This window comes from Frateuria sp., from assembly GCF_013362045.1.
Lineage (GTDB): Bacteria > Pseudomonadota > Gammaproteobacteria > Xanthomonadales > Rhodanobacteraceae > Frateuria_A.
In genome coordinates, this window is the sequence record NZ_JABFWW010000270.1 from 1 (window position 1) to 23962 (window position 23962).

26 protein-coding genes and 1 pseudogene are annotated in these 23962 nt (G+C 68.4%); 10 read left to right on the forward strand and 17 right to left on the reverse strand.

The genetic code is table 11. The features are described from left to right. Positions 1 to 244 (forward strand): metallopeptidase TldD-related protein (locus HOQ08_RS12970; RefSeq protein ID WP_291195587.1); only part of this gene is annotated, 244 nt, incomplete at its 5' end. A gap of 229 nt (positions 245 to 473) precedes the next feature. Here HOQ08_RS12970 and HOQ08_RS12975 read toward each other — a convergent pair. The 3 genes from HOQ08_RS12975 to HOQ08_RS12985 all read right to left on the reverse strand — a co-directional run bounded on the left by HOQ08_RS12975 (position 474) and on the right by HOQ08_RS12985 (position 3158). After that, complete coding sequence (locus HOQ08_RS12975) at positions 474 to 794, reverse strand: H-NS histone family protein (RefSeq protein WP_291195589.1); 321 nt, start codon at positions 792 to 794, stop codon at positions 474 to 476. Positions 795 to 984: 190 nt separating this feature from the next. Continuing rightward, on the reverse strand, positions 985 to 2682 hold the full coding sequence (locus HOQ08_RS12980) for a proline--tRNA ligase (protein ID WP_291195591.1): 1698 nt from the start codon (positions 2680 to 2682) through the stop codon (positions 985 to 987). Between the two features lie 59 nt (positions 2683 to 2741). Then, positions 2742 to 3158: a DUF4124 domain-containing protein gene (locus HOQ08_RS12985; protein WP_291195593.1), complete on the reverse strand. Its 417-nt coding sequence runs from the start codon at positions 3156 to 3158 to the stop codon at positions 2742 to 2744. 125 nt (positions 3159 to 3283) lie between these two features. On the opposite strand from HOQ08_RS12985, the gene HOQ08_RS12990 reads away from it, so the two are divergent. The 3 genes from HOQ08_RS12990 to rimI are packed head-to-tail and all read left to right on the forward strand — an operon-like array spanning position 3284 to position 5024. Then, complete coding sequence (locus HOQ08_RS12990; protein ID WP_291195595.1) at positions 3284 to 4081, forward strand: phosphatidylcholine/phosphatidylserine synthase; 798 nt, start codon at positions 3284 to 3286, stop codon at positions 4079 to 4081. After that, entirely contained in the window at positions 4078 to 4566 is a 489-nt protein-coding gene (locus tag HOQ08_RS12995) for a hypothetical protein (RefSeq protein WP_291195597.1), read from the forward strand. The genes HOQ08_RS12990 and HOQ08_RS12995 overlap by 4 nt, the downstream gene beginning before the upstream one ends. After that, positions 4566 to 5024, forward strand: coding sequence for a ribosomal protein S18-alanine N-acetyltransferase (gene rimI, locus HOQ08_RS13000; protein ID WP_291195599.1), 459 nt, complete (start codon positions 4566 to 4568; stop codon positions 5022 to 5024). The genes HOQ08_RS12995 and rimI overlap by 1 nt, the downstream gene beginning before the upstream one ends. 55 nt (positions 5025 to 5079) lie before the next feature. Here the strand turns inward: rimI and HOQ08_RS13005 are convergent, their stop codons facing one another. The 7 genes from HOQ08_RS13005 to HOQ08_RS13035 all read right to left on the reverse strand — a co-directional run bounded on the left by HOQ08_RS13005 (position 5080) and on the right by HOQ08_RS13035 (position 12560). Further along, positions 5080 to 7932, reverse strand: coding sequence for a valine--tRNA ligase (locus HOQ08_RS13005; protein ID WP_291195601.1), 2853 nt, complete (start codon positions 7930 to 7932; stop codon positions 5080 to 5082). A 244-nt stretch (positions 7933 to 8176) separates the two neighbouring features. Beyond that, positions 8177 to 8782: a DUF4328 domain-containing protein gene (locus HOQ08_RS13010; RefSeq protein WP_291195603.1), complete on the reverse strand. Its 606-nt coding sequence runs from the start codon at positions 8780 to 8782 to the stop codon at positions 8177 to 8179. A 256-nt stretch (positions 8783 to 9038) separates the two neighbouring features. Further along, positions 9039 to 9389 (reverse strand): DUF3147 family protein, encoded by a 351-nt coding sequence (locus HOQ08_RS13015; protein ID WP_291195605.1) that lies wholly within the window; start codon positions 9387 to 9389, stop codon positions 9039 to 9041. Between the two features lie 2 nt (positions 9390 to 9391). Beyond that, positions 9392 to 10462 (reverse strand): uroporphyrinogen decarboxylase, encoded by a 1071-nt coding sequence (hemE, locus tag HOQ08_RS13020; RefSeq protein WP_291195607.1) that lies wholly within the window; start codon positions 10460 to 10462, stop codon positions 9392 to 9394. 2 nt (positions 10463 to 10464) lie between these two features. Next, the gene (locus HOQ08_RS13025) at positions 10465 to 10725 is read right to left on the reverse strand and encodes a WGR domain-containing protein (RefSeq protein WP_291195609.1); all 261 of its coding nucleotides are present in this window, start codon (positions 10723 to 10725) and stop codon (positions 10465 to 10467) included. A 192-nt stretch (positions 10726 to 10917) separates the two neighbouring features. Continuing rightward, entirely contained in the window at positions 10918 to 12024 is a 1107-nt protein-coding gene (gene aroB, locus HOQ08_RS13030; protein WP_291195612.1) for a 3-dehydroquinate synthase, read from the reverse strand. Further along, the gene (locus HOQ08_RS13035) at positions 12021 to 12560 is read right to left on the reverse strand and encodes a shikimate kinase (RefSeq protein WP_291195615.1); all 540 of its coding nucleotides are present in this window, start codon (positions 12558 to 12560) and stop codon (positions 12021 to 12023) included. Before HOQ08_RS13035 ends, aroB begins: the two co-directional genes overlap by 4 nt. A gap of 6 nt (positions 12561 to 12566) precedes the next feature. Here HOQ08_RS13035 and HOQ08_RS13040 point away from each other — a divergent pair, with 6 nt between their 5' ends. After that, a complete protein-coding gene (locus HOQ08_RS13040; protein ID WP_291195618.1) occupies positions 12567 to 13418 on the forward strand; it encodes an SDR family oxidoreductase in 852 nt (283 codons plus the stop codon). Between the two features lie 48 nt (positions 13419 to 13466). Here the strand turns inward: HOQ08_RS13040 and HOQ08_RS13045 are convergent, their stop codons facing one another. After that, positions 13467 to 14297: a kinase gene (locus HOQ08_RS13045; protein ID WP_291195620.1), complete on the reverse strand. Its 831-nt coding sequence runs from the start codon at positions 14295 to 14297 to the stop codon at positions 13467 to 13469. Positions 14298 to 14336: 39 nt separating this feature from the next. Here HOQ08_RS13045 and pdxH point away from each other — a divergent pair, with 39 nt between their 5' ends. From pdxH to HOQ08_RS13060, 3 genes are read left to right on the forward strand one after another with little or no spacing between them, the layout of a single operon-like run. Continuing rightward, positions 14337 to 14924, forward strand: a complete 588-nt coding sequence (pdxH, locus tag HOQ08_RS13050; protein WP_291195623.1) for a pyridoxamine 5'-phosphate oxidase — start codon at positions 14337 to 14339, stop codon at positions 14922 to 14924. Continuing rightward, on the forward strand, positions 14921 to 15361 hold the full coding sequence (locus HOQ08_RS13055; RefSeq protein ID WP_291195625.1) for a secondary thiamine-phosphate synthase enzyme YjbQ: 441 nt from the start codon (positions 14921 to 14923) through the stop codon (positions 15359 to 15361). Before pdxH ends, HOQ08_RS13055 begins: the two co-directional genes overlap by 4 nt. Next, entirely contained in the window at positions 15361 to 16158 is a 798-nt protein-coding gene (locus HOQ08_RS13060; protein ID WP_291195628.1) for an ABC transporter substrate-binding protein, read from the forward strand. Before HOQ08_RS13055 ends, HOQ08_RS13060 begins: the two co-directional genes overlap by 1 nt. 16 nt (positions 16159 to 16174) lie before the next feature. Here HOQ08_RS13060 and HOQ08_RS13065 read toward each other — a convergent pair whose 3' ends face one another. Further along, on the reverse strand, positions 16175 to 16750 hold the full coding sequence (locus HOQ08_RS13065) for a YggT family protein (protein ID WP_291195631.1): 576 nt from the start codon (positions 16748 to 16750) through the stop codon (positions 16175 to 16177). After that, the gene (proC, locus tag HOQ08_RS13070; protein ID WP_291195634.1) at positions 16747 to 17577 is read right to left on the reverse strand and encodes a pyrroline-5-carboxylate reductase; all 831 of its coding nucleotides are present in this window, start codon (positions 17575 to 17577) and stop codon (positions 16747 to 16749) included. Before proC ends, HOQ08_RS13065 begins: the two co-directional genes overlap by 4 nt. Before the next feature lie 320 nt (positions 17578 to 17897). Between proC and HOQ08_RS13075 the strand changes: the two genes are divergently transcribed. Continuing rightward, complete coding sequence (locus HOQ08_RS13075) at positions 17898 to 18935, forward strand: type IV pilus twitching motility protein PilT (RefSeq protein ID WP_291195637.1); 1038 nt, start codon at positions 17898 to 17900, stop codon at positions 18933 to 18935. Positions 18936 to 18992: 57 nt separating this feature from the next. Continuing rightward, on the forward strand, positions 18993 to 20159 hold the full coding sequence (locus HOQ08_RS13080) for a PilT/PilU family type 4a pilus ATPase (RefSeq protein WP_291195639.1): 1167 nt from the start codon (positions 18993 to 18995) through the stop codon (positions 20157 to 20159). 96 nt (positions 20160 to 20255) lie between these two features. Here HOQ08_RS13080 and HOQ08_RS13085 read toward each other — a convergent pair whose 3' ends face one another. From HOQ08_RS13085 to HOQ08_RS13100, 4 genes and pseudogenes are all read right to left on the reverse strand, one after another. Beyond that, positions 20256 to 20678 (reverse strand): BON domain-containing protein, encoded by a 423-nt coding sequence (locus HOQ08_RS13085; protein WP_291195641.1) that lies wholly within the window; start codon positions 20676 to 20678, stop codon positions 20256 to 20258. 244 nt (positions 20679 to 20922) lie between these two features. Beyond that, a complete protein-coding gene (locus tag HOQ08_RS13090) occupies positions 20923 to 22698 on the reverse strand; it encodes a hypothetical protein (RefSeq protein WP_291195643.1) in 1776 nt (591 codons plus the stop codon). Between the two features lie 154 nt (positions 22699 to 22852). Further along, positions 22853 to 23779, reverse strand: a complete 927-nt coding sequence (locus tag HOQ08_RS13095; RefSeq protein WP_291195644.1) for an aspartate carbamoyltransferase catalytic subunit — start codon at positions 23777 to 23779, stop codon at positions 22853 to 22855. Between the two features lie 49 nt (positions 23780 to 23828). Further along, positions 23829 to 23962: pseudogene (locus HOQ08_RS13100) on the reverse strand (Holliday junction resolvase RuvX); the annotation flags it as partial.

Below are 23962 nucleotides of genomic sequence, written 5' to 3' on the forward strand. Positions count from 1 at the left end.
GTTCGTGTTCTCCGCGAGCGAGGCCTATCTCATCGAGGACGGCAAGGTCACCGCGCCGGTCAAGGGCGCCACGCTGATCGGCTCCGGTCCGGACGTGCTCACCCGCGTCTCGATGATCGGCAACGACATGCAACTGGACGAAGGCATCGGCGTCTGCGGCAAGGATGGCCAGAGCGTCCCAGTGGGCGTCGGCCAGCCTACGCTCAAGATCGATGGCATGACCGTCGGCGGCACGGCCGCCTGAGCGCTCCTTTGTGAAGCGAAGCGGTGATTCGAACGGTCGCCTCCACGCGCCAATCCCTCGCCCCTCGGGAAAGGGTGCCGGCAGGCGGGTGAGGGTTCGGGCGGAGCCGAGCTGAGGCCGATACCGAACCCTCTCCCCAACTCCCTCCCGACGGGAGAGGGGCCAAAAATCGGGGCAAAAAAAACACCGGCGCGAGGCCGGTGTTTTCCAATTCATGGCAGGCGGCGAATCAGATCGCCAAGTCCTTTTCCTTCTTGCCCGCCTTCAGCGCGTCGTTGAACCAGCGCGGACGCTTGCCGCGGCCGGACCAGGTCTGCTCCGGGTTGCCCGGGTTGCGGTATTTCGGAGCCACCGTGCCGGTGCTGCGACGGGCCTTGCGGGCGCCACCGAAAACGTCCTCGAAGGCGAAACCTTCGGCCTTGACCATGGCATGGATCTTCTCGCGCAGCTTGGCGACCTTTTCCTTGCGCAGTTCGGTCTGACGCACCTGTGCCTTGCTGATCAGCTCATTGAGCTGGTTGTGATTGAGGTTCTTGATATCGACTGCCATGCGTAGGCTCCCGAAAAGGTTTTTGATTATGTAGGTGGCTTCTCGTCATGAGAGCGATGCGTCGTCCTGTTCCGGATCCATTCTCGCCCAATAGCGGGGTGATTGCAAAAGGGGCCGATTATCGGGACGCGACATTAAGCGGTCTTGCGCACGAGACGGCCGGTTAATGGGCCGAATGGGCGGCCTACTTTCAGGCCAGCAGCGTGAACAATTCGTCCTCGGTAATGGCGCGGTTGTCCGATTCGCCACGGTTGCGGTATTCCAGCGTGCCGGCGGCCATTCCGCGTTCGCTCACCACCACGCGGTGGGGAATGCCGATCAGTTCAAGGTCCGCGAACATCTGGCCGGGACGCAGGCCGCGGTCGTCCAGGACGGTTTCGATGCCGTGCTGTTCGAGTTTGCGATAAAGCGCCTCGGCCGCATCGCGCACTTCGGGCGAATGCTTCGGATTGATGATGCAGACGGCCACGCGCCAGGGCGCCATGGCCTCGGGCCAGATAATCCCGGCTTCGTCATGCGATTGCTCGATTGCCGCCGCCACGATGCGGCTGACGCCGATGCCGTAGCAACCCATCATCATCACCTGGCTCTTGCCCTGATCGTCGAGCACCGTGGCGTCCAGCGCCTGGGCATATTTCGGGCCGAGCTGGAATATGTGGCCGACCTCGATGCCGCGGGCGATGTGCAGGCTGCCGTGGCCGTCAGGCGAGCGATCGCCCTCGACCACCTGGCGGATGTCCTCGACGCGGCTGACGCGCGCGTCGCGTTCCCAGTTGGCGCCGGTGTAATGGGTGCCGTCGGCATTGCCGCCGCAGACGAAATCGGCCAGCGCCGCAGCGTCGCGATCGACGATCACGGGGATGTCCGCGGGCAAGCCCACCGGACCGATGAAACCGGGACGCGTGTTGGTGGCGGCCAGGATCTCCTCTTCCGAAGCGAGCACCGGTTCGCCAGACAGCTCGGGCAACTTGCTCACCTTGACCTCGTTGATCTCATGGTCGCCGCGCAGGCACAACGCGACCAGCCCGTCCCGCCCGCGGACCAGCAGCGTCTTGATGCACTGCCGCGGGGATACCCCGAGGAATGCGCTGACTTGCGCGATGGTCTTCTGCGTGGGCGTGTCCACGCGCTTGAGCTCGGCATGCGGAGCAGGGCGCGCGGCGGAGGATGCGAGCGCCTCGGCCTTTTCGATGTTGGCCGCGTAATCGGAGCCATCCGAAAACGCGATGGCGTCCTCCCCCGAATCGGCCAATACCTGGAATTCGTGGCTGGCGTTGCCGCCGATCGCGCCGGTGTCGGCCTGCACGGCGCGGAAGGTCAGCCCGAGCCGGTTGAAAATGCGCGAATAGGCCTGGTACATCGCGCCATAAGTGTCGGCCAGCGATTCGGACGAGAGATGGAAGGAATAAGCGTCCTTCATGAGGAATTCGCGCGCGCGCATCACGCCGAAGCGCGGGCGGATTTCATCGCGGAACTTGGTCTGGATCTGGTAGAAGTTGACCGGGAGCTGCTTGTAGCTCTTGAGTTCGTTGCGGGCGAAGTCGGTAATGACTTCCTCATGCGTCGGGCCAAAGCAGAATTCCTGGTCCTTGCGGTCGCGGATCTTCAACAGCTGGTCGCCGAATTTGTCCCAGCGCCCGGATTCTTCCCAGAGTTCCTTCGGCTGCACCGCGGGCATCAGCAATTCGATGGCGCCGGCGCGATTCATTTCCTCGCGCACCACCTGCTCCACCTTGCGCAATACGCGCAGGCCCAGCGGCGTCCAGGTATACAGGCCGGAGGCGAGCCTGCGGATCATGCCGGCACGCAGCATCAGCCGATGGCTGGCGATTTCGGCGTCGGCGGGGACTTCCTTGACGGTGGCCAGGTGGAATTGGCTGAGACGCATGGCGGGCGATCCGGATCGGTAAAGGGGTTGATTATACGGCCCCCGCCTCGCAAGCCGGCCTACTGCGAACAGAACTGCACGTACTGCTTTTCGGCTAGGGCGGTCTGCTGATTGCGCTGTTCGTCATCGAGCGCGACGGGCTTGCCTTGCTGCTCCATCACCACCGGGCCACTGCCCCTGAGCATGTCGAGGTTGGCCTTGAGCGAACTGCACAGCTTGGCGCGGTTCTCGGGGGTGTCGGCAACGGCGGGCTGCCGTTCGGGCTGCGGCTTTTCGTTGGGCGTGCTCCCCGCCGACCTGCTTGCCGGCGGCGCCTGCACCGAGCCGGTGGTGGTGATGCGCTTGAAGGGAGTGCCTTGCGGCGGCGGCATCTCGGAGTAATGCACGGTGCCTTGCGCGTCGGTCCACTTGTAGGCCTGCGCGGCGACCGCGGGCGCAAGCAGCAGCAACGCGAGGATGAGGAGCAGGCGGCGCATGGGTTTCTCCGTCGGGGCGTGGGGCCCCGGCACTAGTTAACACTCCGGAACGCCGGACTCAAGCATGCCGGAGCTGTTGACGGACGATGGTTTACACTCTCGCGCATTCCGTCACGGATCGTTGCATGAGCGAGAACGCGCCAGTCCGCACGCCCCGCCACCGGGGCATCTACCTGCTGCCGAACCTGTTCACCACGGCGGCGATGTTCGCCGGCTACTACGCCGTGGTGGCGAGCATCGGCGGACGCTTCACCGAGGCGGCGATCGCGGTGTTCGTGGCGGCGGTGCTCGACGGCATGGACGGGCGCGTGGCGCGGCTGACCGGCACGCAGAGCGAATTCGGCGTGCAGTACGACTCCCTCTCCGACCTGGTCAGCTTCGGCCTGGCGCCCTCGCTGGTGATGTACAACTGGTCGCTGTCCTCGCTGAAGGACTTCGGGCCGGTGTGGGGCAAGATCGGCTGGGCCGCGGCCTTCCTCTACGCCGCCTGCGCGGCGCTGCGCCTGGCGCGCTTCAACACCCAGGTCGGGGTGATCGACAAGCGCTACTTCCAGGGCCTGGCCAGTCCGGCGGCGGCCGCCGTGTGCATGTCCTTCGTGTGGAGCGTTGAAAAATTCCATTCCGAGCGGTGGTCCATCACCGGCCCGGAGCTCTGTTTCGTCACCCTGGTGATGGCGGTGGTGGTGGGCCTGCTGATGGTCAGCCGTTTCCGCTACTTCAGCTTCAAGTCGCTGCCGATGGGCGAGCGGGACCGCGTGCCGTTCTTCTGGGTGCTGGTCGGCGTGCTGGTGCTGGTGCCGTTCCTGATCGACCCGCCGCGCGTGCTGTTCGTGGTGTTCACGCTGTATCTGCTGTCCGGCCCGGTGGTGACCCTGTGGGGACGCTCCGCGCATCGCCGGCGGATCCGCCGCGCGAAGCCGTGAGCGCCCTGTCGGCCAGCGATGTGGCCGAAGCGCGCCGCGCGCGGGTGCTGCGCGCGCTGGGCATCACTCCCTGGGCTCGCCGCGCCGCCGCCGTGGCCGAACCTGCCGTTTCGCCGTCAGTGGCCGCGACGGTGGCACCGGCTTCCTGCGTGGTGTTGCTGCCCGAGGGCTGCGCGTCGCGCGAACTGGACCTGCTCGGCCGCGCGCTCGCCGCCTATGGTCCTGAATTGGCCCGGGCTGGCCGCATCGTGGTGAAGGAAGGTCGCCCCCATGCTGCCGTGCCGCCGGTGCGCGCCTACCTGGTGTTCGGCCAGGCGCAGGCGCAGGCGCTGGGCCGCGAACTGCCCGCCGCGGTGATGAACCAGGCCCAGATCGTGCTGGCCGACGAGCCGCAGCAGGTGCTCGCCAGCGGCGAGGGCAAGCGCCGGCTGTGGACCGTGCTGCGCCAGCTGCGGCGCGCGCTGGCGGTGCCAGGGGGCGTGTGATGGTCGCGGTGGCGCGCCCGCGGGTGGAGGTCCGCGCCATGCGCCGCGAGGACCTGCCCGCGGTCAGCGCGCTGGAGAGCGCCTCCTATGATTTCCCCTGGTCGGCCGGCATCTTCAACGACTGCCTGAAGGCCGGGCATCCGTGCTGGGTGCTGTGCAGCGACGGCGAAGTCGCCGGCTACGGCATTCTGTCGGTGGCTGCCGGCGAGGCGCACGTGCTCAACCTGTGCATCGGCCCCGATCGGCGCGGCCAGGGCCTGGGCCGGCACCTGCTGGGGCGCCTGCTGGACGTGGCGCGCTGGAGCGGCGCCGAGCGGGTGTTCCTCGAGGTGCGCCCTTCCAACCCGGTGGCGCAACAGCTCTACGCCTCGGTCGGGTTCAAGGAGATCGGCCGGCGGCCACGCTACTATCCGGCCAAGGACGGGCGCGAGGATGCGATCGTGATGGCGCTGGATTAGCCACGCCTGGCGCCTCCATCTCTGGCGGAGGCACCCCGGGGCGAAGGCGGTGCGCTCAGCCGAGCTTCCCGGCCTGCTCCCGCAACGCCTCCAGCTGCGTGCCCCAGTCCACGATGCGCTGGCGCTCCTGCGCCACCACTTCGGCCGGTGCGTTGGCGACGAAATTGGCGTTGCCGAGCTTGCCCTCGCACTTCTTGATCTCGCCTTCGATGCGCGCGATTTCCTTGGCCAGGCGGGCCTTCTCGGCGGTGAGATCGATCAGCCCGGCGAGCGGGATCAGCACGCGCAGGCTGCCCACGACCGCCGCGGCGCTCGCCGGTTCATCGACCCCCGGCTCGATCCACTGCGGTGCTTCGGTGCGGGCGAGGAAGGCGATCTGTGCGGCGAACTTGGCCACGCGCACGCGGTCGGCCGCCTCGCCGCCGGCCAGCAGCAGCGGGATGGTCTTGCCCGGGGCGATGTTCATTTCCGAGCGTATGCGCCGGATGCCCGAGAGGACCGCCTTGACCCACTCGATCTCGGCGCTGGCGGCCTCGTCGGCCGGCAGCTCGGCGGCCTTCGGCCACGGCCTCTCCATGATGCTCGACGCTTCGATGCCCAGCCGCGGCGCCACCGCCTGCCAGATCTCCTCGGTGATGAACGGGACGACCGGGTGCAGCGCACGCAGCACGGTCTCCAGCACCACGAGCAATGTGTGCCGGGTCGAGGCCGCGGCGGCGGTGTCGCTACCGTTGGGCGCCGGCCCTTCGACCTGGCTCAGGGCCGGCTTGGACAGCTCCAGGAACCAGTCGCAGTACTCGTTCCAGACGAACTCGTAGAGCGCCTGCGCCAGCAGGTCGAAGCGGTAGGTGGCGAAGTGCTCCTCGACCTCGGTGAGCGTCTGCTTGAGGCGCGTGAGGATCCAGCGTTCCGCCTCGGTCGCCGGCAGACCGCCCGGAGCGGGCACCTCGCCTTCGGGCAGGTTCATCATCACGAAGCGCGCCGCATTCCACAGCTTGTTGCAGAAGGCCTTGTAGCCCTCGGCGCGCTTGATGTCGAAGTTGATGGTGCGGCTGTAGCTGGCCAGCGCGGCGAAGGTGAAGCGCAAAGCGTCGGTGCCGATCGCGGGAATGCCGCTCGGGTAGTCCTTGCGGATGCGCTTCTCGACCTTCTCGCGCACCTGCGGGATCAGCAGCGAGCGGGTGGATTTCTCCACCAGCGGTTCGAGCGCGATGCCGTCGATGAGGTCCAGCGGATCCAGCGTGTTGCCCTTGGACTTGGACATCTTCTGGCCCTCGGCGTCGCGCACGATGGCGTTGATGTAGACCTCGCGGAAGGGCACCTGCCGGGTGAAGTACAGCGTCGCCATCACCATGCGCGCGACCCAGAAGAAGATGATGTCGAAGCCGGTGACCAGCACCGCGCTGGGCAGGAACAGCTTGTCTCGGCTCCAGTCTGCGACCACTTCGCCACGCTCGTTCTTCACTAGCCCCTGCATCGGCCAGCCCAGCGTGGAGAAGGGCCACAGCGCGGAGGAGAACCAGGTGTCGAGCACGTCCTCGTCCTGGCGAAGTTCGCCCACCGGTTTGGTCGTGCCATGACGGCGCGCGTCCTGCTCGTCCTCACCGACGAAGATGTTGCCCGCCTCGTCGTACCACGCGGGGATGCGGTGGCCCCACCAGAGCTGGCGGCTGATGCACCAGTCCTGGATGTTGTCCAGCCACTGCGTGTAGGTCGTGGTCCAGTTCTCCGGTACGAAGCGGATCGCGCCCGAGCGCACCGCTTCCAGCGCCGGCTCGGTGATCGCCGTACGGCCGCCTGGACGTCCGTCGGCCAGCACCTCGGAGGTGAGGTCGACGAACCACTGGTCGGTCAGCATCGGCTCGATCACCGCATCCGAGCGCTGGCTCACCGGCACCTGCAGCTTGTGCGGCTTCGTCTCCACCAGCAGGCCGGCGGCTTCCAGGTCGGCGAGCACCGCCTTGCGTGCCTCGTAGCGGTCCAGCCCTCGGTACTTCGTCGGCGCGTTGTCGTTGACCTTGGCGTCGAGCGTGAAGATGTTGATCGGTTCCAGCCTGTGGCGCTGGCCGATGGCGTAGTCGTTGAAGTCGTGCGCCGGGGTGATCTTCACGCAGCCGGTGCCGAACTCGCGGTCGACGTAGTCGTCGGCGATCACGGGGATCTCGCGGCCGGTCAGCGGCAGGTGCAGCTTGGTACCGACCAGGTGCGCGTAGCGCTCGTCCTCCGGATGCACCGCCACCGCCACGTCGCCCAGCATGGTCTCCGGGCGCGTGGTGGCGACCACCACCGAGCCGGCGCCATCGGCGGTCATGTAGCGGATCGACCACATCGATCCGTCGCGCTCGACGTTGTTGACCTCCAGATCCGACACCGCGGTGCCCAGCGCCGGATCCCAGTTCACCAACCGGTTGCCGCGGTAGATCAGGCCGTCGCGGTACCACTGCACGAACACCTTGCGCACCGCGGCCGAGAGGCCCTCGTCCATGGTGAAGCGCTCGCGCGACCAGTCGGCGGCCACGCCCAGGCGGCGCATCTGGTGGGTGATGGTGGAGCCCGATTCCTCTTTCCACTGCCACACGCGCTCGACGAACGGCTCGCGGCCCAGGTCGTGGCGGCTCTTGCCTTCGGCGGCGAGCTGGTTCTCCACGATCTTCTGGGTGGCGATGCCGGCGTGGTCGGTGCCGACCTGCCACAGCGTGTTCATGCCGCGCATGCGCTGGTAGCGGATCAGCATGTCCATCACGGTCTGCTGGAACGCATGGCCCATGTGCAGCGTGCCGGTCACGTTCGGCGGCGGCAGCAGGATGCAGTAGGGCTCGCCCTGGCCGGACGGCTTGAACGCGCCGTGGCCTTCCCAGCGGGCGTACCACTTCGATTCGATCTGGCCGGGCTCGAAACTCTTGTCCATCGGAGGCTCGCGATGGCGCACCGTGGGCGCGCGTTGCAATGGGTAAGCCGCCGATTGTAAGGGGGTGGCGCTTGCGCCCCAAGCCCGGAATGGTCAGGGGCGCTGCGGGCAAAGCTTCGTCCGGGCCGCTATCGCAGCGATCCCGCCACTCCGGCGGCTCCGGCGATACGCCGACGCCGCTCCTGATGGGAAGGCGAGCCCCGGCTCATGCGAACCGGGGCAGCGCAATCATTCCTGCGGGCGGCTAGGCAACGAAGGCGTCGGCCAGCGTACGCGCAGGTGCGGGCTCCGTCGCCTGCTGGCGCGCGTGCTCCTCCATCTGCATGCGGGTCAGCCGCTGCACGACGAGCAGGAACAAGGCAGCCGACGCAAGGTTCAGTGCCTGTCCGCTAAGCAGCAGCATCTGCTGGGTGTGCAGGCCCTGGAACGTGTGCTCGGGCTGCAGGTACTGCGTGACGAACCAGTAGGACAGGTTGCCGGCGATCCAGAAGCACCACCACGCGACAAGCAGCCGCGGCGTGGCCAGCTTCTGCCAGCGGGCCGGCGCGGCGGACCCCAGCCAGATCTGCGCCATGGAGCGCAGCGGCCGCACCAGGTTCATGACCGGCACGGCATACCAGCCCACGGCCCAGCCGGGCGAATCGTCCAGCCCCTTGGCTCCCAGCGCCCGCACGTTGCAGGCGACCCGATGGGTCCAGAAGGCGGCCCAGACGTAGCACGCCAGCATCAGAACCAATTGCAGGCGGAACAGGTTGAGCTGCAGCCTGCCGGCGCTGACCAGGCTTTCCTGCAGGCTGGCGCTGATCCCGCCCTCGATGCCCTGCTGGAGCAATTGCAGTCCGTGGAGCATGACTCCGATGACTGCCAGCGTGAGAAGAACGAAGGCCGCCATCACGCCGCGGACGCCGTTGCCCAGGGCGGCCGGTGGGCGAAAGACGTGAGGCGGTGCGGCATCGCGCGTGGCCGGCGCCGGCGCGCTGAAAGGATGGACTCGCGACATAACGGCTCCCCCTGCCTCTGTCGGGCCGGCCGGTTGCCGGCGGCTTCATCATGCGCCGGTGCTATGGACGGGGCAAGCGGCGTGTGCTAAGCCGGTGATCAGTCCGTTAAAGCAGTTGGATGCCGAACCGCCGAACCGCCAGGGCGAACAGGCCGAAACATGCCACGGTAAGGGCGGCGCAGGCGAGCAGGGTGAGCCAGAAGCCCAGCCGTGGCAGCAGGGCCGGGAAGACCAGGAACATCGGCAGTGTCGGCAGCACGTACCAGAAGGTGTACCAGGCGTGGTTGGCGATCTTCTGCTGCGGCTGGTGTTCCACGTACAGCCAGACCAGCGCCAGGATCGTCACCATCGGCAGCGCGCCGAGCAGGCCGCCCAGCCGATCGCTGCGCTTTGCCGCCTCGGATACCAGCACCACCACGGCAGCAGTGATCAGGTACTTGGTGACCAGCCAGGCCATCGCTAGCTCCCGCGCAGGCTGCGGCCGTAGGCATGCACCTCGTCGACCAGCACCTTGACGTGGTCCGGGTCGACCTCGGGCGTGATGCCGTGGCCCAGGTTGAAGACATGGCCGGGATGGTTGCCGTAGCTGTCCATGACGGCGCGCGCCTCGCGGCGGATCACCTCGGGGTTGGAGCGCAGCACCGCAGGATCGAGGTTGCCTTGCAACGCGACCTTGCCGGACACCGCGCGGCGGGCGTCGGCAAGATCGATGGTCCAGTCCACGCCGAGCCCATCGCAGCCGGATTCGGCCATCTCGGCCAGGTGCAGGTTCGCGCCCTTGGAGAACAGGATCACCGGCAACTCGCGGGCATGGATATCGGACTTCAGCGTTGCGACCACCTGCTGCATGTAGCGCAGCGAGAACTCGCGGAAGGGTGCCGGTCCGAGCAGGCCACCCCAAGTATCGAACACCATCAACGCCTGCGCGCCGGCGGCGGCCTGGGCGGCGAGGTAGCCGGCGACCGAACGGGCCAGCGTGTCGAGCAGCCGGTGGGCGAGCTTCGGTTCGTTCCAGCACATCGCCTTGGGCGTCGCGAAATCGCGCGAACCCCGGCCCTCGACCATGTAGCAGGCCAGCGTCCACGGGCTGCCGGAAAAGCCGATCAGGGGCACGCGGCCGTCCAGCTCGCGGCGGATCAGCCTCACGGCGTCCATCACGTAGCGCAGCTCCCCGTCCATGTCCGGCACGGCCAGCCGCTCGATGTCGGCGGCCGTGCGCACGGGGCGTGCGAACTGCGGTCCCTCGCCATGGGCGAAGGACAGGCCCAGGCCCATCGCGTCGGGAATGGTGAGGATGTCGGAGAACAGGATCGCCGCGTCCAGTTCGAAACGCTCCAGCGGCTGCAGCGTCACCTCGCAGGCGAACTCGGGGTTCTGCGCCAATCCCATGAAACTGCCGGCGCGCTCGCGGGTGGCGCGGTACTCGGGCAGGTAGCGGCCGGCCTGGCGCATCACCCAGATGGGCGTGGTGTCGGTGGGCTCGCGGCGCAGCGCGCGCAGGAAGCGGTCGTTCTTGAGGGATGCGGTCATTTCTAGCGTCCGTGCGGGCCGTCCAGGCCTTGGGCGAACATCACGCGGTAGCCGCGCTTCAATTGCGCATCGCGCGCCTTCTCGAACGCGCCGATGGCCGCGTCGCGTTCGAGGAACTGTTCGCGCTTGAGCGTGGCCTTGCCGCCCTGCGTGCCGCTCTCGCGGTACAGCGTCCAGCCGCCGAGCAGGTCCTGCTCGAGCACGATCTGTACATAGCGCGGCGCCTCGGCCGAGGCGGGCATGGTTTGCAGGTAGAGGCGCATGATGTCCGTGTTGGTGCGGCAGGGGCGCCGCAGGGCACACATTCTAGGGGGCCGCCGCGATGCTGGCGAGGCGCAGCGGCAATGCGTCGCCGGCGATCGCCCTCGCGCATAGGGCGGGCTTCAGTCCACCGCCGGAACTTGCGGGAAGCGTGGTGGGCTGAAGCCCACTCTACGGGGCCGCCGTACTGCCGGTTATCGCCCGTTGGGGGCCAGGGCTTCGGCCAGTGTCGAAAGCACGGCTGCCTCGTCGGCATCCCCGACGATTTCGGCCTGGCCGATACCCCGCCAAAGGATCAGCCGCAGCGTGCCGGCGGTGTTCTTCTTGTCCAGGCGCATCAGCGCGAGCAACTGCTCCGGCCCGGCCACGGCAGGCACCGCGGTGGGCAGGCCCATGCGTTCGAGCAGCCGATGCAGGCGGGCGGTATCGGCAGCCGCGGCCATGCCCAGCCGCTCGGACAGCCGTGCGGCCAGCAGCATGCCGATGGCGACCGCTTCCCCGTGCAGCAACACGGTGTAGCGGCCGGCCGTCTCCAGCGCATGGCCGAAGGTGTGGCCAAGGTTGAGCAATGCGCGCTCGCCGTGTTCGGTCTCGTCGCGGGCGACCACGCCGGCCTTGTAGCGGACCTTGCGCGCGATCGCCTCGACCAGGACGGCGCCCTCGCGCGCTGCGAGCGCATCGGCGTTGGCTTCGAGCCAGGCGAAGAAATCCGCATCGCCGATCGCCGCGCCCTTGACCACCTCGGCCAGGCCCGCGCGGTATTCGCGGTCGGGCAGGGTGGCGAGGGCGTCGATGTCGGCCACCACCGCGCGCGGCTGGTGGAAGGCGCCGGCCAGGTTCTTGCCTGCGGGCAGGTTGACGCCGGTCTTGCCGCCGACCGAGGAATCGACCATTGCCAGCAGCGTGGTCGGTACCTGGATGAAGTCGATGCCGCGCATCCAGCAGGCGGCCGCGAAGCCGGCCAGGTCACCGATCACGCCGCCGCCCAGCGCGATCACGCAGGCGTCGCGGGTGGCGCCGAGTGCCGCCAGCGCCTCCAGGACGCGGCCGACGTTGGCGAAGCTCTTGTGCGCCTCGCCGTCCTCCAGCAGGAAGCTCGACCAGTGCAGGCCATCGAGGCCTTGCGCCAGGCGATCCAGATACAGCGGCGCCACGGTGGTGTTGCTGACCACCAGCGCGTGGCGGCCGCGCAGCCGAGCGCGCCAGCGGGCGGCATCGCGGATCAGCCCGCCGCCGATCCATACCGGATAACGACGCTCGCCGAGCGCCACTTCGATCGTCTGGACGTCCATTTCGCTCATGCCGCCTGCTGCCGTTGCCAGTGCTGGTCGAGCAGGGCGAGACAGCGCTCGCTCGCCGCCGCGACGCCTTCGTGCTCGCCTGGCATGCGCAGGTCGGCCAGCTCGCGGTAGAGCGGGCCGCGGGCCTGCGCCATCGCCTCGAGCTTGCCGCGGCGGTCCTCGCCGGCCAGCAGCGGACGCTTGGTGTCCCGCGCCAGGCGTTCGAGCTGCTGCTCCACCGTGGTGTCCAGCCACAACACGAAACCGCGCTCGGCAAGGTGGCGGCGGTTGGCCAGGTCGAGCACCGCGCCGGCGCCGGTGGCCAGCAGCACGCCGGTGCGCGAGCTCAGCGCATCGAGCAGCGCGCTCTCGCGCTGGCGAAAGCCCGCCTCGCCCTCGATCTCGAACACGCAGCGCACGTCCACGCCGCAGTGGCGTTCGATTTCCTGGTCGAGATCGATGAACGGCAGGCCATAATGCGCGGCGAGGCGTCGGCCGATCGACGTCTTGCCGGCACCGGTCGGGCCGATCAGGAACAGGTTGCACGAGGGGTTCATGCGCGCATGCTAGCAACCACGGGCGAACGCGTCTTGCTGGCCGGTTGCGGCGACGTGGGGCTGCGCGTGGCGCGCCTGCTGCGCGCGCAGGGGCATACGGTGTTCGGGTTGCGGCGACGTCCGCCGGCATCGGCCGACGAGTCCGGCATCCACTGGCTGGCCGGCGACCTCGTCGACGCCGCGACGCTGGCCGGCCTGCCCGAACGCATCACGCGGGTGGTCTACCTGCCGGCACCCGATCTGCGCGATTCGGCGATGTATCGGGCCGTGTTCCTTGATGGCCTGCGGGGCCTGCTGGAACGGCTGGATTGCGCGGCGCTGGCGCGCGTGCTGTTCGTCTCCTCCAGCGCAGTCTATGGCGACCACGCGGGCGGCTGGGTGGATGAAGACACGCCTCCCGATCCGCCGGGCTTCAACGGCGCCGTGCTGCTCGAAGCGGAATGCTGGCTCGCCGCGCAGGCGCGGCCTTGCACGGTATTGCGGCTTGCCGGCCTGTACGGGCCGGGCCGGCTGCAACTGCTCGATCGCCTACGCACAGGCGGGGTGGCGGTGCCGCGCGACCGGGTGCACTGGGCCAACCGCATCCACGTCGAGGACGCCGCCGCGGCGATCGCGCACCTGTTGTTCCTGCCGGATGCACGGCCGCTCTACCTGGGCGTGGACGACACGCCACTGCCGCTGCAGGTGCTTTACGACCACCTCGCGTCGCTCGCCGGTGTGCCGCCACCGCCGCAGGGTGCGCCGCCGACGGGCGTGGGCAGCAAGCGGCTTCGCAACGCGCGATTGCGGGAGAGCGGCTGGGTACCGCAATGGTCCGACGCGCGCGGCGGATATGCCTCGTTGCTGGAGGGCGCTTGACGCGGCGTTCTTCCCCTCACCTTCCCGTGAAAGAGGGAGTCGGCTCGTTTACGCGTGGGCGAGTCCGGTCACGTGACGATCGCGGTCGTACTCGACCACGGTGTCGGCCAGCGCGGGCAACGTCGCCAGGGCGTGGCGGCTGAGGCGCTCGAAGTGGGCGAGGAAGCGCACCATCGCCTTCGCGTCCATCGCCAGCGGGGCGTGGCGGGCCAGCAGTTCCTCTTCCTGCTGGCCGCGCCAGCGGCGCACCACGTCCCAGTTCGGCGCCTGCAGCACGATCAGTGCGTCGAGCTTGCGCCACAACGGCTGGTAGGCGCGCAGCTGCTTGTTGACCCAATGGCGCCAGCGGCAGTCCGGATCCTCCTCGCGTTCGAGCGCATTCACCGGCGACTCCAGCGCAACCTGCAGCTGCGGGCGCAGGCCGAGTGCCCAGCCTTCGAGGATCACCAGCTTCGGCGCGCGCGTGGCCTTGGGCCAGCGCGAAGGCGGGATGCGGGTGTCGCGGCCCTTGTCGAAGCGCGGCCAGGTCACCGGAAGCTTCTCCGACGCCTGCGGCAGCGCGGCGAGCACCGAGAGCAGCAGCTCGATCTCGTGCGTGCCAGGCACGCCGCGCGTACGCAGCAGCGGATGCACCTCGCGCGCCAGCGCCTCGCGCTCGCTGCGCGGGTAGTAGAAATCGTCCAGCGCGAGCACGTCGGTGGGCCAGCCGCGCGCCTCGGCAGCGGTCTTCATCACACGTGCGAGCGTGCTCTTGCCGCTGCCCTGCAGGCCCGACAGACCGAGGATGTAGGGGCGGCGTGAACGCGCGATGCGTCCGGCGTAATGGTCGAGCAGGTGGCCGGCGAGGGCGACGTTCTGCGTGCTAGCATCGTTGGTCATCCGCGCATGATGGCGCGGCGCCGCCACGATGCAAGAGTCATGCTCAAACGCGAGATACTCGACACCTTCCTGGTCCTGCTGGACGAGGCCATCACCGGCGGCGATCCCGAACCCACGGCCATGAACCTGGCCTCCGCCGACGCGGCCGGCCGGGTCAGTTCGCGCATCGTGCTGCTCAAGGGCGTCGACGAGCGCGGCTTCCGCTTCTACACCAACTACGAAAGCGACAAGGGCGTCCAGCTGGAGGCACATCCGCAGGTCGCGCTGTGCTTCCACTGGAAGCAGCTGCGCGAGGGCGTGCAGGTGCGCGTGGAGGGCGTGGCCCGCAAGCTGCTGGCGGAGGAGTCGGACGCGTACTTTGCCAGCCGCCCGCGCGGCAGCCAGATCGGTGCGTGGGCGTCGCTGCAGTCGCAGACGCTGCCCGACCGGGAGGCGTTCGAACAACGCGTGGCGCGCTGCGAGAAGGAATACGAAGGCCGCGAGGTGCCGCGCCCGCCGCATTGGGGCGGCTTCGTGGTCGAGCCGGACATGGTGGAGTTCTGGTACGGCGCGCAGTTCCGCCTGCACGAGCGCGCGCGCTGGAGCCGCCATGGCCAGACCTGGACCAGCCGGCTGCTTTACCCGTGAGCCATGCGCAGCCCGCGCCGCACGTCGCGCAGGGCGGTTTCGTCGTGCATACGCGCGGGCGCGGCTTCAGCGAGATCACCACGAAAGTGGCCGAGGCGGTCGCCGCCAGCCACGTGCAGACCGGCATCGCGCACGTCTTCACCGCGCACACCAGCTGCTCTCTGCTGATCGGCGAGAACGCCGACCCGACCGTGCAGGCGGACCTGGAGCGCTGGTTCGCCCGCGCCGTGCCCGATGGCGACCCGCTCTTCCGGCACGACGCCGAAGGCCCGGACGACATGCCCGCGCATGTGCGCTCGATCCTCGCCGGCGTGAGCCTCACGGTGCCGGTGCACGGCGGCAAGCCGCAGCTGGGCACCTGGCAGGGCATCTACCTGTGGGAACACCGCCACGACCCGCACCAGCGCAGGGTGACGGTGACCGTGCTGGGGCATTGATGGACGGGTATCCCCAGCGCATCGTCTGCCTCACCGAGGAACCGACCGAAGTGCTCTACGCCCTGGGCGAGGAGCAGCGCATCGTCGGCATCTCCGGTTTCACCGTGCGCCCGGCCCGGGCGCGCAAGGAGAAGCCCAAGGTTTCGGCGTTCACCAGCGCGAAGATCGACGAGATCCTCAAGCTCGGGCCGGACCTGGCGATCGGCTTCTCGGACATCCAGGCGGACATCGCGCGCGAGCTGATCAAGGCGGGCGTGGAGGTGTGGATCAGCAACCACCGCAGCGTGGAAGGCATCCTCGCCTACATCCGCCGGCTGGGCGCGATGGTCGGTGCGCAGGACAAGGCGGATGCCTACGCGCAACGCGCCGCGGCGCACATCGCCGCGATCCGCGCCGCGGCCGCCAGGCTGCCGCGGCGGCCGAAGGTCTACTTCGAGGAATGGGACGAGCCGATCATCACCGGCATCCGCTGGGTGGCCGAGCTGATCGGCATCGCCGGCGGCGAGGATGCGTTCCCCGAGCTGGCGCGCGAGCCGCTGGCGAAGCAGCGCATCCTGGCCGATGGCGGCGAGGTCGTGCGCCGCGCGCCCGACATCATCCTGGGCTCGTGGTGCGGCAAGCGCTTCCGGCCGGAGAAGGTGGCGGCAAGGCCGGGCTGGGACGCGATCCCGGCGGTGCGCGACGGCGAGCTGCACGAGGTCAAGTCGCCGATCATCCTGCAGCCGGGACCGGCTGCGCTGTTCGACGGCCTGGCCGAACTGCACCGCATCATCGCTGCCTGGGCCGGGCGCAACTGATCCAGGCCGAAGAAGGCTAGAACCCGCGCGCCAACTGCGTGCCCCAGTCGAACAGCGGCGCCGCGACCAGGATGCGCGCGAGCAGCAGGCCGACCATCACCACGGCCGGCGCGAAGTCGAGCATGCCCACCACCAGCTTGCCGCGCAGCGGCCGCAGCAGCGGATCGACGATGGCCTCGACCAGGCGCAGCACGGGGTGATAGCCATCCGCCCCGAACATGCTCAGCAGCGACCAGCCGAACACCAGCACCAGATAGAACAGCAGCACGAAGTCGAGCAGGTCGGCCAGGGCGAGCACCAGCAGGCCCGCGACATGCGGCAGGGTGCCGACCAGCGCGAACAGCACCACGCGCTTGACCAGCATCACCAGATAGCAGACCAGCAGCGCGGCCAGGTTGATCCGGCGCCAATTGGGCAGCACGCGCCGGATCGGCGCGAGCAACGGATTGGTATAGCGGTAGACGAACTGGCTCACCGGGTTGCGGAAGTCGGCGCGTCCGGCCTCGGCCAGCAGGCGCAGCACGAACAGCGTGGCCAGCGCGTCGAAGGCGATCTCCAGCAACAGGGAAAGCGCGTTCAGCAGGTAGATCACGGGCGGGACTCCTTGGCGTCCAGTTCGGCGGCCAGTTCGGCACCGCGGCGGGTGGCCGCGGCGATGGCGTGCGCGACGACACGCGGCAGGCCGTCGGCGGCGAAGCTTTCCAGCGCGGCCTGGGTGGTGCCATTGGGCGAGGTCACGCGGCGGCGCAGTTCGCCCGGCGCCTCGCCGCCCTCGGCCAGCATGCGGCCGGCGCCCAGGCAGGTTTGCGCGGCCAGTGCGCGCGCGGTCGCGCGTGGCATGCCCTGGGCCACGGCGGCATCTTCCATGGCCTCCACCAGCGCAAAGAAATAGGCCGGCCCCGAGCCGGACAGGGCAGTGACCGTGTCCATCGATGCTTCCTCGTCGAGCCAACGAGTCAGGCCCACGGCATCGAGGATGTGCTGGGCCTGCGCCTTCTGCGGCGGACTGACCCGCGCGTTGGCGCAAAGGCCGGTGGCGCCCGCACCTATGAGCGCAGGCGTGTTGGGCATGCAGCGCACGATGGGCAACGCGCCGAACCAGCGTTCCAACTGGTCCAGCCGTACGCCGGCGGCGATGGAAACGAGCAGCGGGCGCTGGCGCTGCAGCACGTCGCGCAGCTCGGCCTTGAGCGCAGGCATCACCTGCGGCTTGACCGCCAGCAGCAGGACCTCGGCGTCGGCCGCAGCCAGGCGGTTCTCGGCAAACGTGGCCACGCCGAACTCGCGCGCCAGCGCTTCGCGCGCCTGCGCCTGCGGTTCGGCCACGCGGATGGACGAGGCCGCGGCGCCGGTCCTGAGCAGGCCGCCGATCAGGCTGCGCGCCATGTTGCCGCCGCCGATGAAGGCAAGTCGTGTCATGCCTGTCCTTATGGGTTTTGCCCGGGGCCGATACCTTAACCCGAAGCGCCTGCCCGGCGGATGACGCGCCCGGGCCTTCCGCAGGCGACGAGGGCCGGTCGGGCAGGTGGATGGGCCAACCGGCAGAGGGTCGCAGTTTCCGCAGGAAGGCGCTGCAACCTACTGGCCCCGCAGCCATTCGCGCGAGTAGTATCGGCTCGCTGCAGGGGGACATCGGATGGCCGGCACGAAGGCGACGGTGGGTGCGCGCAGGCGCGCAACCGGGCGGTCCCCTGCGCAGTACCGCTTTTCATCCAGATGAACGTTTCAAGGGGAACCCGATGGATATCGCCGAACTGCTGGCCTTCTCGGTGAAGAACAAGGCCTCGGACCTGCACCTTTCCGCCGGCCTGCCGCCGATGATCCGTGTGGACGGCGACGTGCGCCGCATCAACATCCCGGCGCTGGAGCACAAGCAGGTCCACTCGCTGATCTACGACATCATGTCGGACAAGCAGCGGCGTGACTACGAGGAGTTCTTCGAGACCGACTTCTCGTTCGAGATCCCCGGCCTGGCGCGCTTCCGCGTCAACGCGTTCAACCAGAACCGCGGCGCCGGCGCGGTTTTCCGCACGATTCCCTCCGAAGTGCTGACACTGGAGGACCTGGGCGCACCGCGCATCTTCAAGGAGCTGATCGAGCAGCCGCAGGGCCTGATCCTGGTCACCGGCCCGACCGGCTCGGGCAAATCGACCACGCTGGCGGCGATGGTCGACCACATCAACAAGAACGAATACGGGCACATGCTCACGGTCGAGGATCCGATCGAGTTCGTGCACACCTCGCAGAAGTGCCTGGTCAACCAGCGCGAAGTGCACCGCGACACGCACGGCTTCAACGAGGCGCTGCGCTCGGCGCTGCGCGAGGATCCCGACTACATCCTGGTCGGCGAGCTGCGCGACCTGGAGACCATCCGCCTGGCGCTGACCGCCGCGGAAACCGGCCACCTGGTGTTCGGCACCCTGCATACGAGTTCGGCGGCCAAGACCATCGACCGCATCATCGATGTGTTCCCGGCCGGCGAGAAGCCGATGGTGCGCTCGATGCTGTCCGAATCGCTGCGCGCGGTGATTTCGCAGTCGCTGCTGAAGAAGGTCGGCGGCGGACGCATCGCGGCGCACGAAATCATGGTCGGCATACCGGCCATCCGCAACCTGATCCGCGAGGACAAGGTCGCGCAGATGTACTCCTCGATCCAGACCGGCCAGCAGTTCGGCATGCAGACGCTCGACCAGAACCTGCAGGACCTGGTCAAGCGTGGCGTGGTCACGCGGCAGGAGGCGATCGGCTACGCCAAGAACAAGGACACCTTCAAGTAAGGAACGCCCTCGCGCCTTCCGTTGCGTCATCTTTCTCGTCTCCCGGAGGAGACCACCATGAGCGATTTCGATTTCACCTCCTTCCTCAAGCTGATGGTGCACAAGAAGGCATCGGACCTGTTCATCACCGCCGGCGTGGCGCCGTCGATGAAGCTGCAGGGTCGCGTCGTGCCGATCACGCAGAGCCCGCTGTCGGTGCAGCAGGCGCGTGACATGGTGCTCAACGTGATGACGCCCTCGCAGCGCGAGGAGTTCGAGAAGACCCACGAGTGCCAGTTCGCCATCTCCGCGCAAGGCGTGGGCCGCTTCCGCGTGTCGTGTTTCTACCAGCGCAACTGCGTGGGCATGGTGCTGCGCCGGATCGAGTCGAAGATCCCCACCTTCGAGGAGCTCACCCTGCCGCCGGTGCTCAAGTCGCTGTCGATGACCAAGCGCGGCATCATCATTTTCGTGGGCGCCACCGGTTCGGGCAAGTCGACCTCGCTGGCGGCCATGGTCGGCTACCGCAACCAGAACTCGACCGGCCACATCATCACCATCGAGGACCCGATCGAGTACGTGCACAAGCACGAGGGCTGCATCATCACCCAGCGCGAGATCGGCATCGATACCGACAACTGGGACAACGCGCTGAAGAACACCTTGCGCCAGGCGCCCGACGTGATCCTGATCGGCGAGGTGCGTACCCGCGAGACGATGGAGTACGCGATCAACTTCTCCGAGACCGGCCACCTGTGCCTGTGCACGCTGCACGCCAACAACGCCAACCAGGCGATCGACCGCATCCTGCACTTCTTCCCGGAAGACCGGCGCCAGCAGCTGTTCATGGACCTGTCGCTGAACCTCAAGGGCATCGTGGCGCAGCAGCTGATCCCCACGCCCGATGGCAAGGCGCGCCGCGTGGCGGTGGAGGTGTTGCTGGGAACGCCGCTGGTGCAGGACTACATCCGCCAGGGCGAGATCCACAAGATCAAGGAAGTGATGAAGGAATCGACCAACCTGGGCATGCGCACCTTCGACCAGAGCCTGGTCGAGCTCTACCACGCGGGCGAGATCAGCTACGAGGATGCGCTGCGCCACGCCGACAGTTCCAACGAGGTGCGCCTGCGCATCAAGCTCGCCCAGGGAGGCGACGCGCATACGCTGTCGCAAGGCCTGGAAGGCGTGGAACTGGAAGAGACCCGCGACAACAACCAGTTCGGCGGCGGAATGCTGCGCCGCTGAAGCCTGGCCGGGCAGGCGCTGAACGAGGCCGCCGCGGGCAGTCCCCGACAAAAAGGAGCCCGTGGGCTCCTTTTTGCGTTCCGGCCGGCCCGCGCGCTACATGCCCGAGGTCGAACTGGAGGCAGGCTCGCTCGTGGTGCTCTTGGTGCTGCTGGGCGATACGGTCAGGCCGGTGGCGTCCACGCTCTTGACGCCCTTGACCTTGCGCGCCAGGTGGACCGCGCGGCTCTTCTCCTTGCTGCTGCCCACGGTGCCGGTCAAGCGCACCATGCCATCCGTGGTGTCGACCGAGATGTCCGTGGCATGGACATGTTTGGTGGTGGCGAATTCGGATTTCACCTTGGTCGTGATCCAGGCGTCATCGACCTTGCCCGGCACGGTCTGGTTGCTCGATTGCATGCTGCCGTTGGATTGGGCGCTGGCGTCCTGTGCGACGGCCTGTGCGAGCGGTACGGCGGCCAGCGCAGCGGTCAGGCCTGCGGCAACGAGGGCTCGATGGAACGCGGAATGGATACGCATGGCACTCTCCTAGGGTGGCGGTCGCGGACAGCCGATGCGTGCCGCACCGGCCGAACCATGGCAACAGGGCGCCCGTGAACACGGTGTGCGTTGGCAGCACGGTGTTCAGTGGCAATTACCGTTGCGAACGGCTGGCTTAAAGGAAGGTTGGGCAGCCGCGAAAGGCGGGTGAGCGGGGCGTGGTGCAGGCGAAAAAAGGCGCCCGTCAGGACGCCCTTTTTTTCAAGGGGCGAAGAGGTGCTGGCTACTTCAGGGTCGTCTGGCTGTTGACCACCAGGCCCTGGCCGTCGATGTGGATTTCTGCGTCGATGGATTCGATGCGTTCGGCCTGCGCACGCATGGCGTCGAACTGGGCCTTGGTGCGCGCGTCGCTGGCCGCCTTGTCGGCCTGGTCTGCCGCAGCGCCAGCCTCATCCTTGCCGAGCGCTGCGGCAGCGGCCCCCAGGCTGTCGCCTTTCTGCTGCATCAGGGTGACCCAGTCCAGGTACATCTGCCCGCTCACGTGCATGCGCAGCATCTGGCCGGCGTTGCCGGCCGGCGCCTTGAGCGCGTCGGCCAGCCTGGCGTCCTCGCCCGCGCCGATGCCCAGCCCCAGGCTCTTGGTGCCCATCGCCATCCAGGCCGGCTGGTTGAACATGCCGCTCAGGGTGGGCGGCAGCGCCACCGGCTTGCCGTCATCGGCGAGCTTCAGCTGCGCCAGTGCCGGGGTCATCATCTGGCCCATGGCCAGAAGGCCTGCGGGGTTGCTGGTGCCGAGCGTCAGCCGGCCGGTGAACTGGGGCATGGCATTGCCCGCGCCCGGCTTGAAGCTGTCCAGCGAAAGGCCCACGCCGAGCAGGTCGCCGAAGGGCGGGATCGCCGCCTTCTGCATGCTCGGGCCGAGCTTGGCAAAGCTATCGTTGAGGTCGGCCAGCGCCGGGCAGGTGAAAGGCTTGGCCGTCACGGCATCGGCCTGTGCGGTCCAGAACGCGCGCAGCTGCGCCACCGGCAGGCCCAGGAAAAACTCGAACGGCGAGCTGGGCTGGCTGGCACCGAGTCCCGGCAGGTCGACCTTCAGGCCCTGAAACGCCTGCGCGATATCGCTGGCCAGCGATACGTTCCAGCGCATGTCCTGGTGCTTGGGTTCCAGCCGGGTATAGCCGAAGCTCAGCTCGGGCACGCGGCTGGCTATGCGCGTGGCATCGGCCTGGCAGCCGGGCGGGATCTGCAGCTGATTGGCCACCGGCTCGCCGGTCTTGGCCGATTCGGCCTGGGCGCGCGCCTTGAACAGGGCGGCGAACAGCGGGTCCTTGCCGCTGGCGGCGAGCGGCAGGGCACGATTGAGGTCGAGCTCGCCGACGGCCCACTTCTCGTAGCCCCTGGCCTTGGCGAGCTTCTCCAGCCGGCCATCGTCCTGCAGGTTCCTGGCCGGGCGGTCCTGGCCCAGCGCCTGGCGCAGCAGCGGCTGGGCAGCATCGACCGGCAGGATCGCGGCGACCGCCTGCTTGCCGACCACGGCCAGGATCAGCTGCGTTCCAGTCGCGGGCGAGAGATGGCGGCGATAGCTCTGCCCGTCGCTGCTGGCAACGTCCAGTTTCTTGCCGTAGGCGGCTTCCAGTCGGCCGACGAAGGCCTCGAAGGCGCCAGTGTCGCTGAGCTGGAAGCGCAGCACCGGCGCCAGGCCCAGCCCATAGAGGGCCGAATAGCCCTTCAGGTCCAGGCCGGCGTTCTGCGCGAAGCCCTCGATGGTCTTGCCGTCGAGCTCCTTGGCGAAGGCGCGGATCAGGTTGGCGGTGTCCGGGTCCTTGGCGGCCATCCCGTCGGCAGTGGCGCGCAATTGGGCCAGTTCGGCCGGCAGCTGCGCATCGGCCTGGGTGAGCAGGGCGCTGCGGGTACCCTCGTCCAGCACATCCAGGTTGGCCACTGCATAGGGGGTGTCGGCGGGGGCGAAGGCGAGCGGTGCGTCCTTGTCCTTGTGCCCGCAAGCCGCCAGCAACACGCCGGCAAGGGCCAGCGCGAGAGTGCGCGTCGTCGATCGCATGATTCGGTTCCCTGAAATGAAAGAGTGGCGCACGCATTATGCCCGGAGCCGGGAGCGGCGGGCTGCCTCCTCCATTCCGGCATCTTCCTTCGCCGGTCGAGGCGGGCAGGTCGGCAGGAGGCGTTGCGGGGACGCGGGAAACCTGCAGGAGGCCTCAGCGGCCGAGCAGCTCGCCCAGCACCGCCATGCGCACGAACACGCCGTTGCCGACCTGCTCGAGGATCTTCGACTGCGCTCCGTCGGCGACGTCCGGAGCGATCTCCACGCCGCGGTTGATCGGCCCGGGGTGCATCACCAGGCAGCCCCTGGCGGCACGCGCCAGGCGGCGGGTGTCCAGGCCGTAGCGGGCGAAGTAGGCGGCCTCGTCGGGGAGTTCGGTGGCGCTCATGCGTTCCTTCTGCAGGCGCAGCATGATCGCCACGTCGGCGCCCTCGATCGCCTGGTCGAAGTCTTCCATGAAGACGCAGCGTGGAAATTCTTCCTGCGCGGGCATCAGCGGTGCCGGGCCGCACAGGCGGATCTCGCGCACGCCCATGGCGGTGAGCGCATGCACGTCCGAGCGGGCCACGCGCGAGTGCTTGATGTCGCCGCAGATCACCACCGCCAGGTTCTCGAAGTCCGGGCGGTGCTCGCGGATGGTCATCGCGTCGAGCAGGCCCTGGGTGGGATGGGCGCGGTTGCCGTCGCCGGCATTGATCACCGAAACGCCGCTCATGGCGTGGCGCACCAGTTCCTCCGGTGTGCCCGACACCTTGTGGCGCACCACGATGGCGTCCAGGTGCATGGCTTCGAGCGTGTGCAGGGTGTCGAACAGCTCCTCGCCCTTGGCTGTGGACGAGAAACCGATGTCGAAGTTGATCACGTCCGCGCCCAGGCGGCGTGCAGCCAGTTCGAACGAGGTGCGCGTGCGCGTGGAGGGCTCGAAGAACAGGTTGAGCACCGTGCGCCCGGCGAGCAGGTCCAGCTTGCGGGTGCCGTGCGCGCAGGCGTCGCGCATGGACAGGGCGCGGTCGAGCAGGCGCTCGATGCAGGCGCGCGGCAGGTGTTCCAGCGTGGTCAGGTGGCGCAGGCGGGAGCTCATGGCGGGCGGTTCGAAGGAGCGGGAAGGAGTGAACATGCAGTGACCTGGATCAGGCGGAATCGGATGCAGCGGCGAGCCAGCGTTCCAGGATCACCGCCGCGGCCTGGGCGTCGATCGCGGCGGCATCGCGCCGCCGGCGCGTGCCGGCGGCGCGCGCCGAGGCGAAACGCCGGGCGGCTTCCT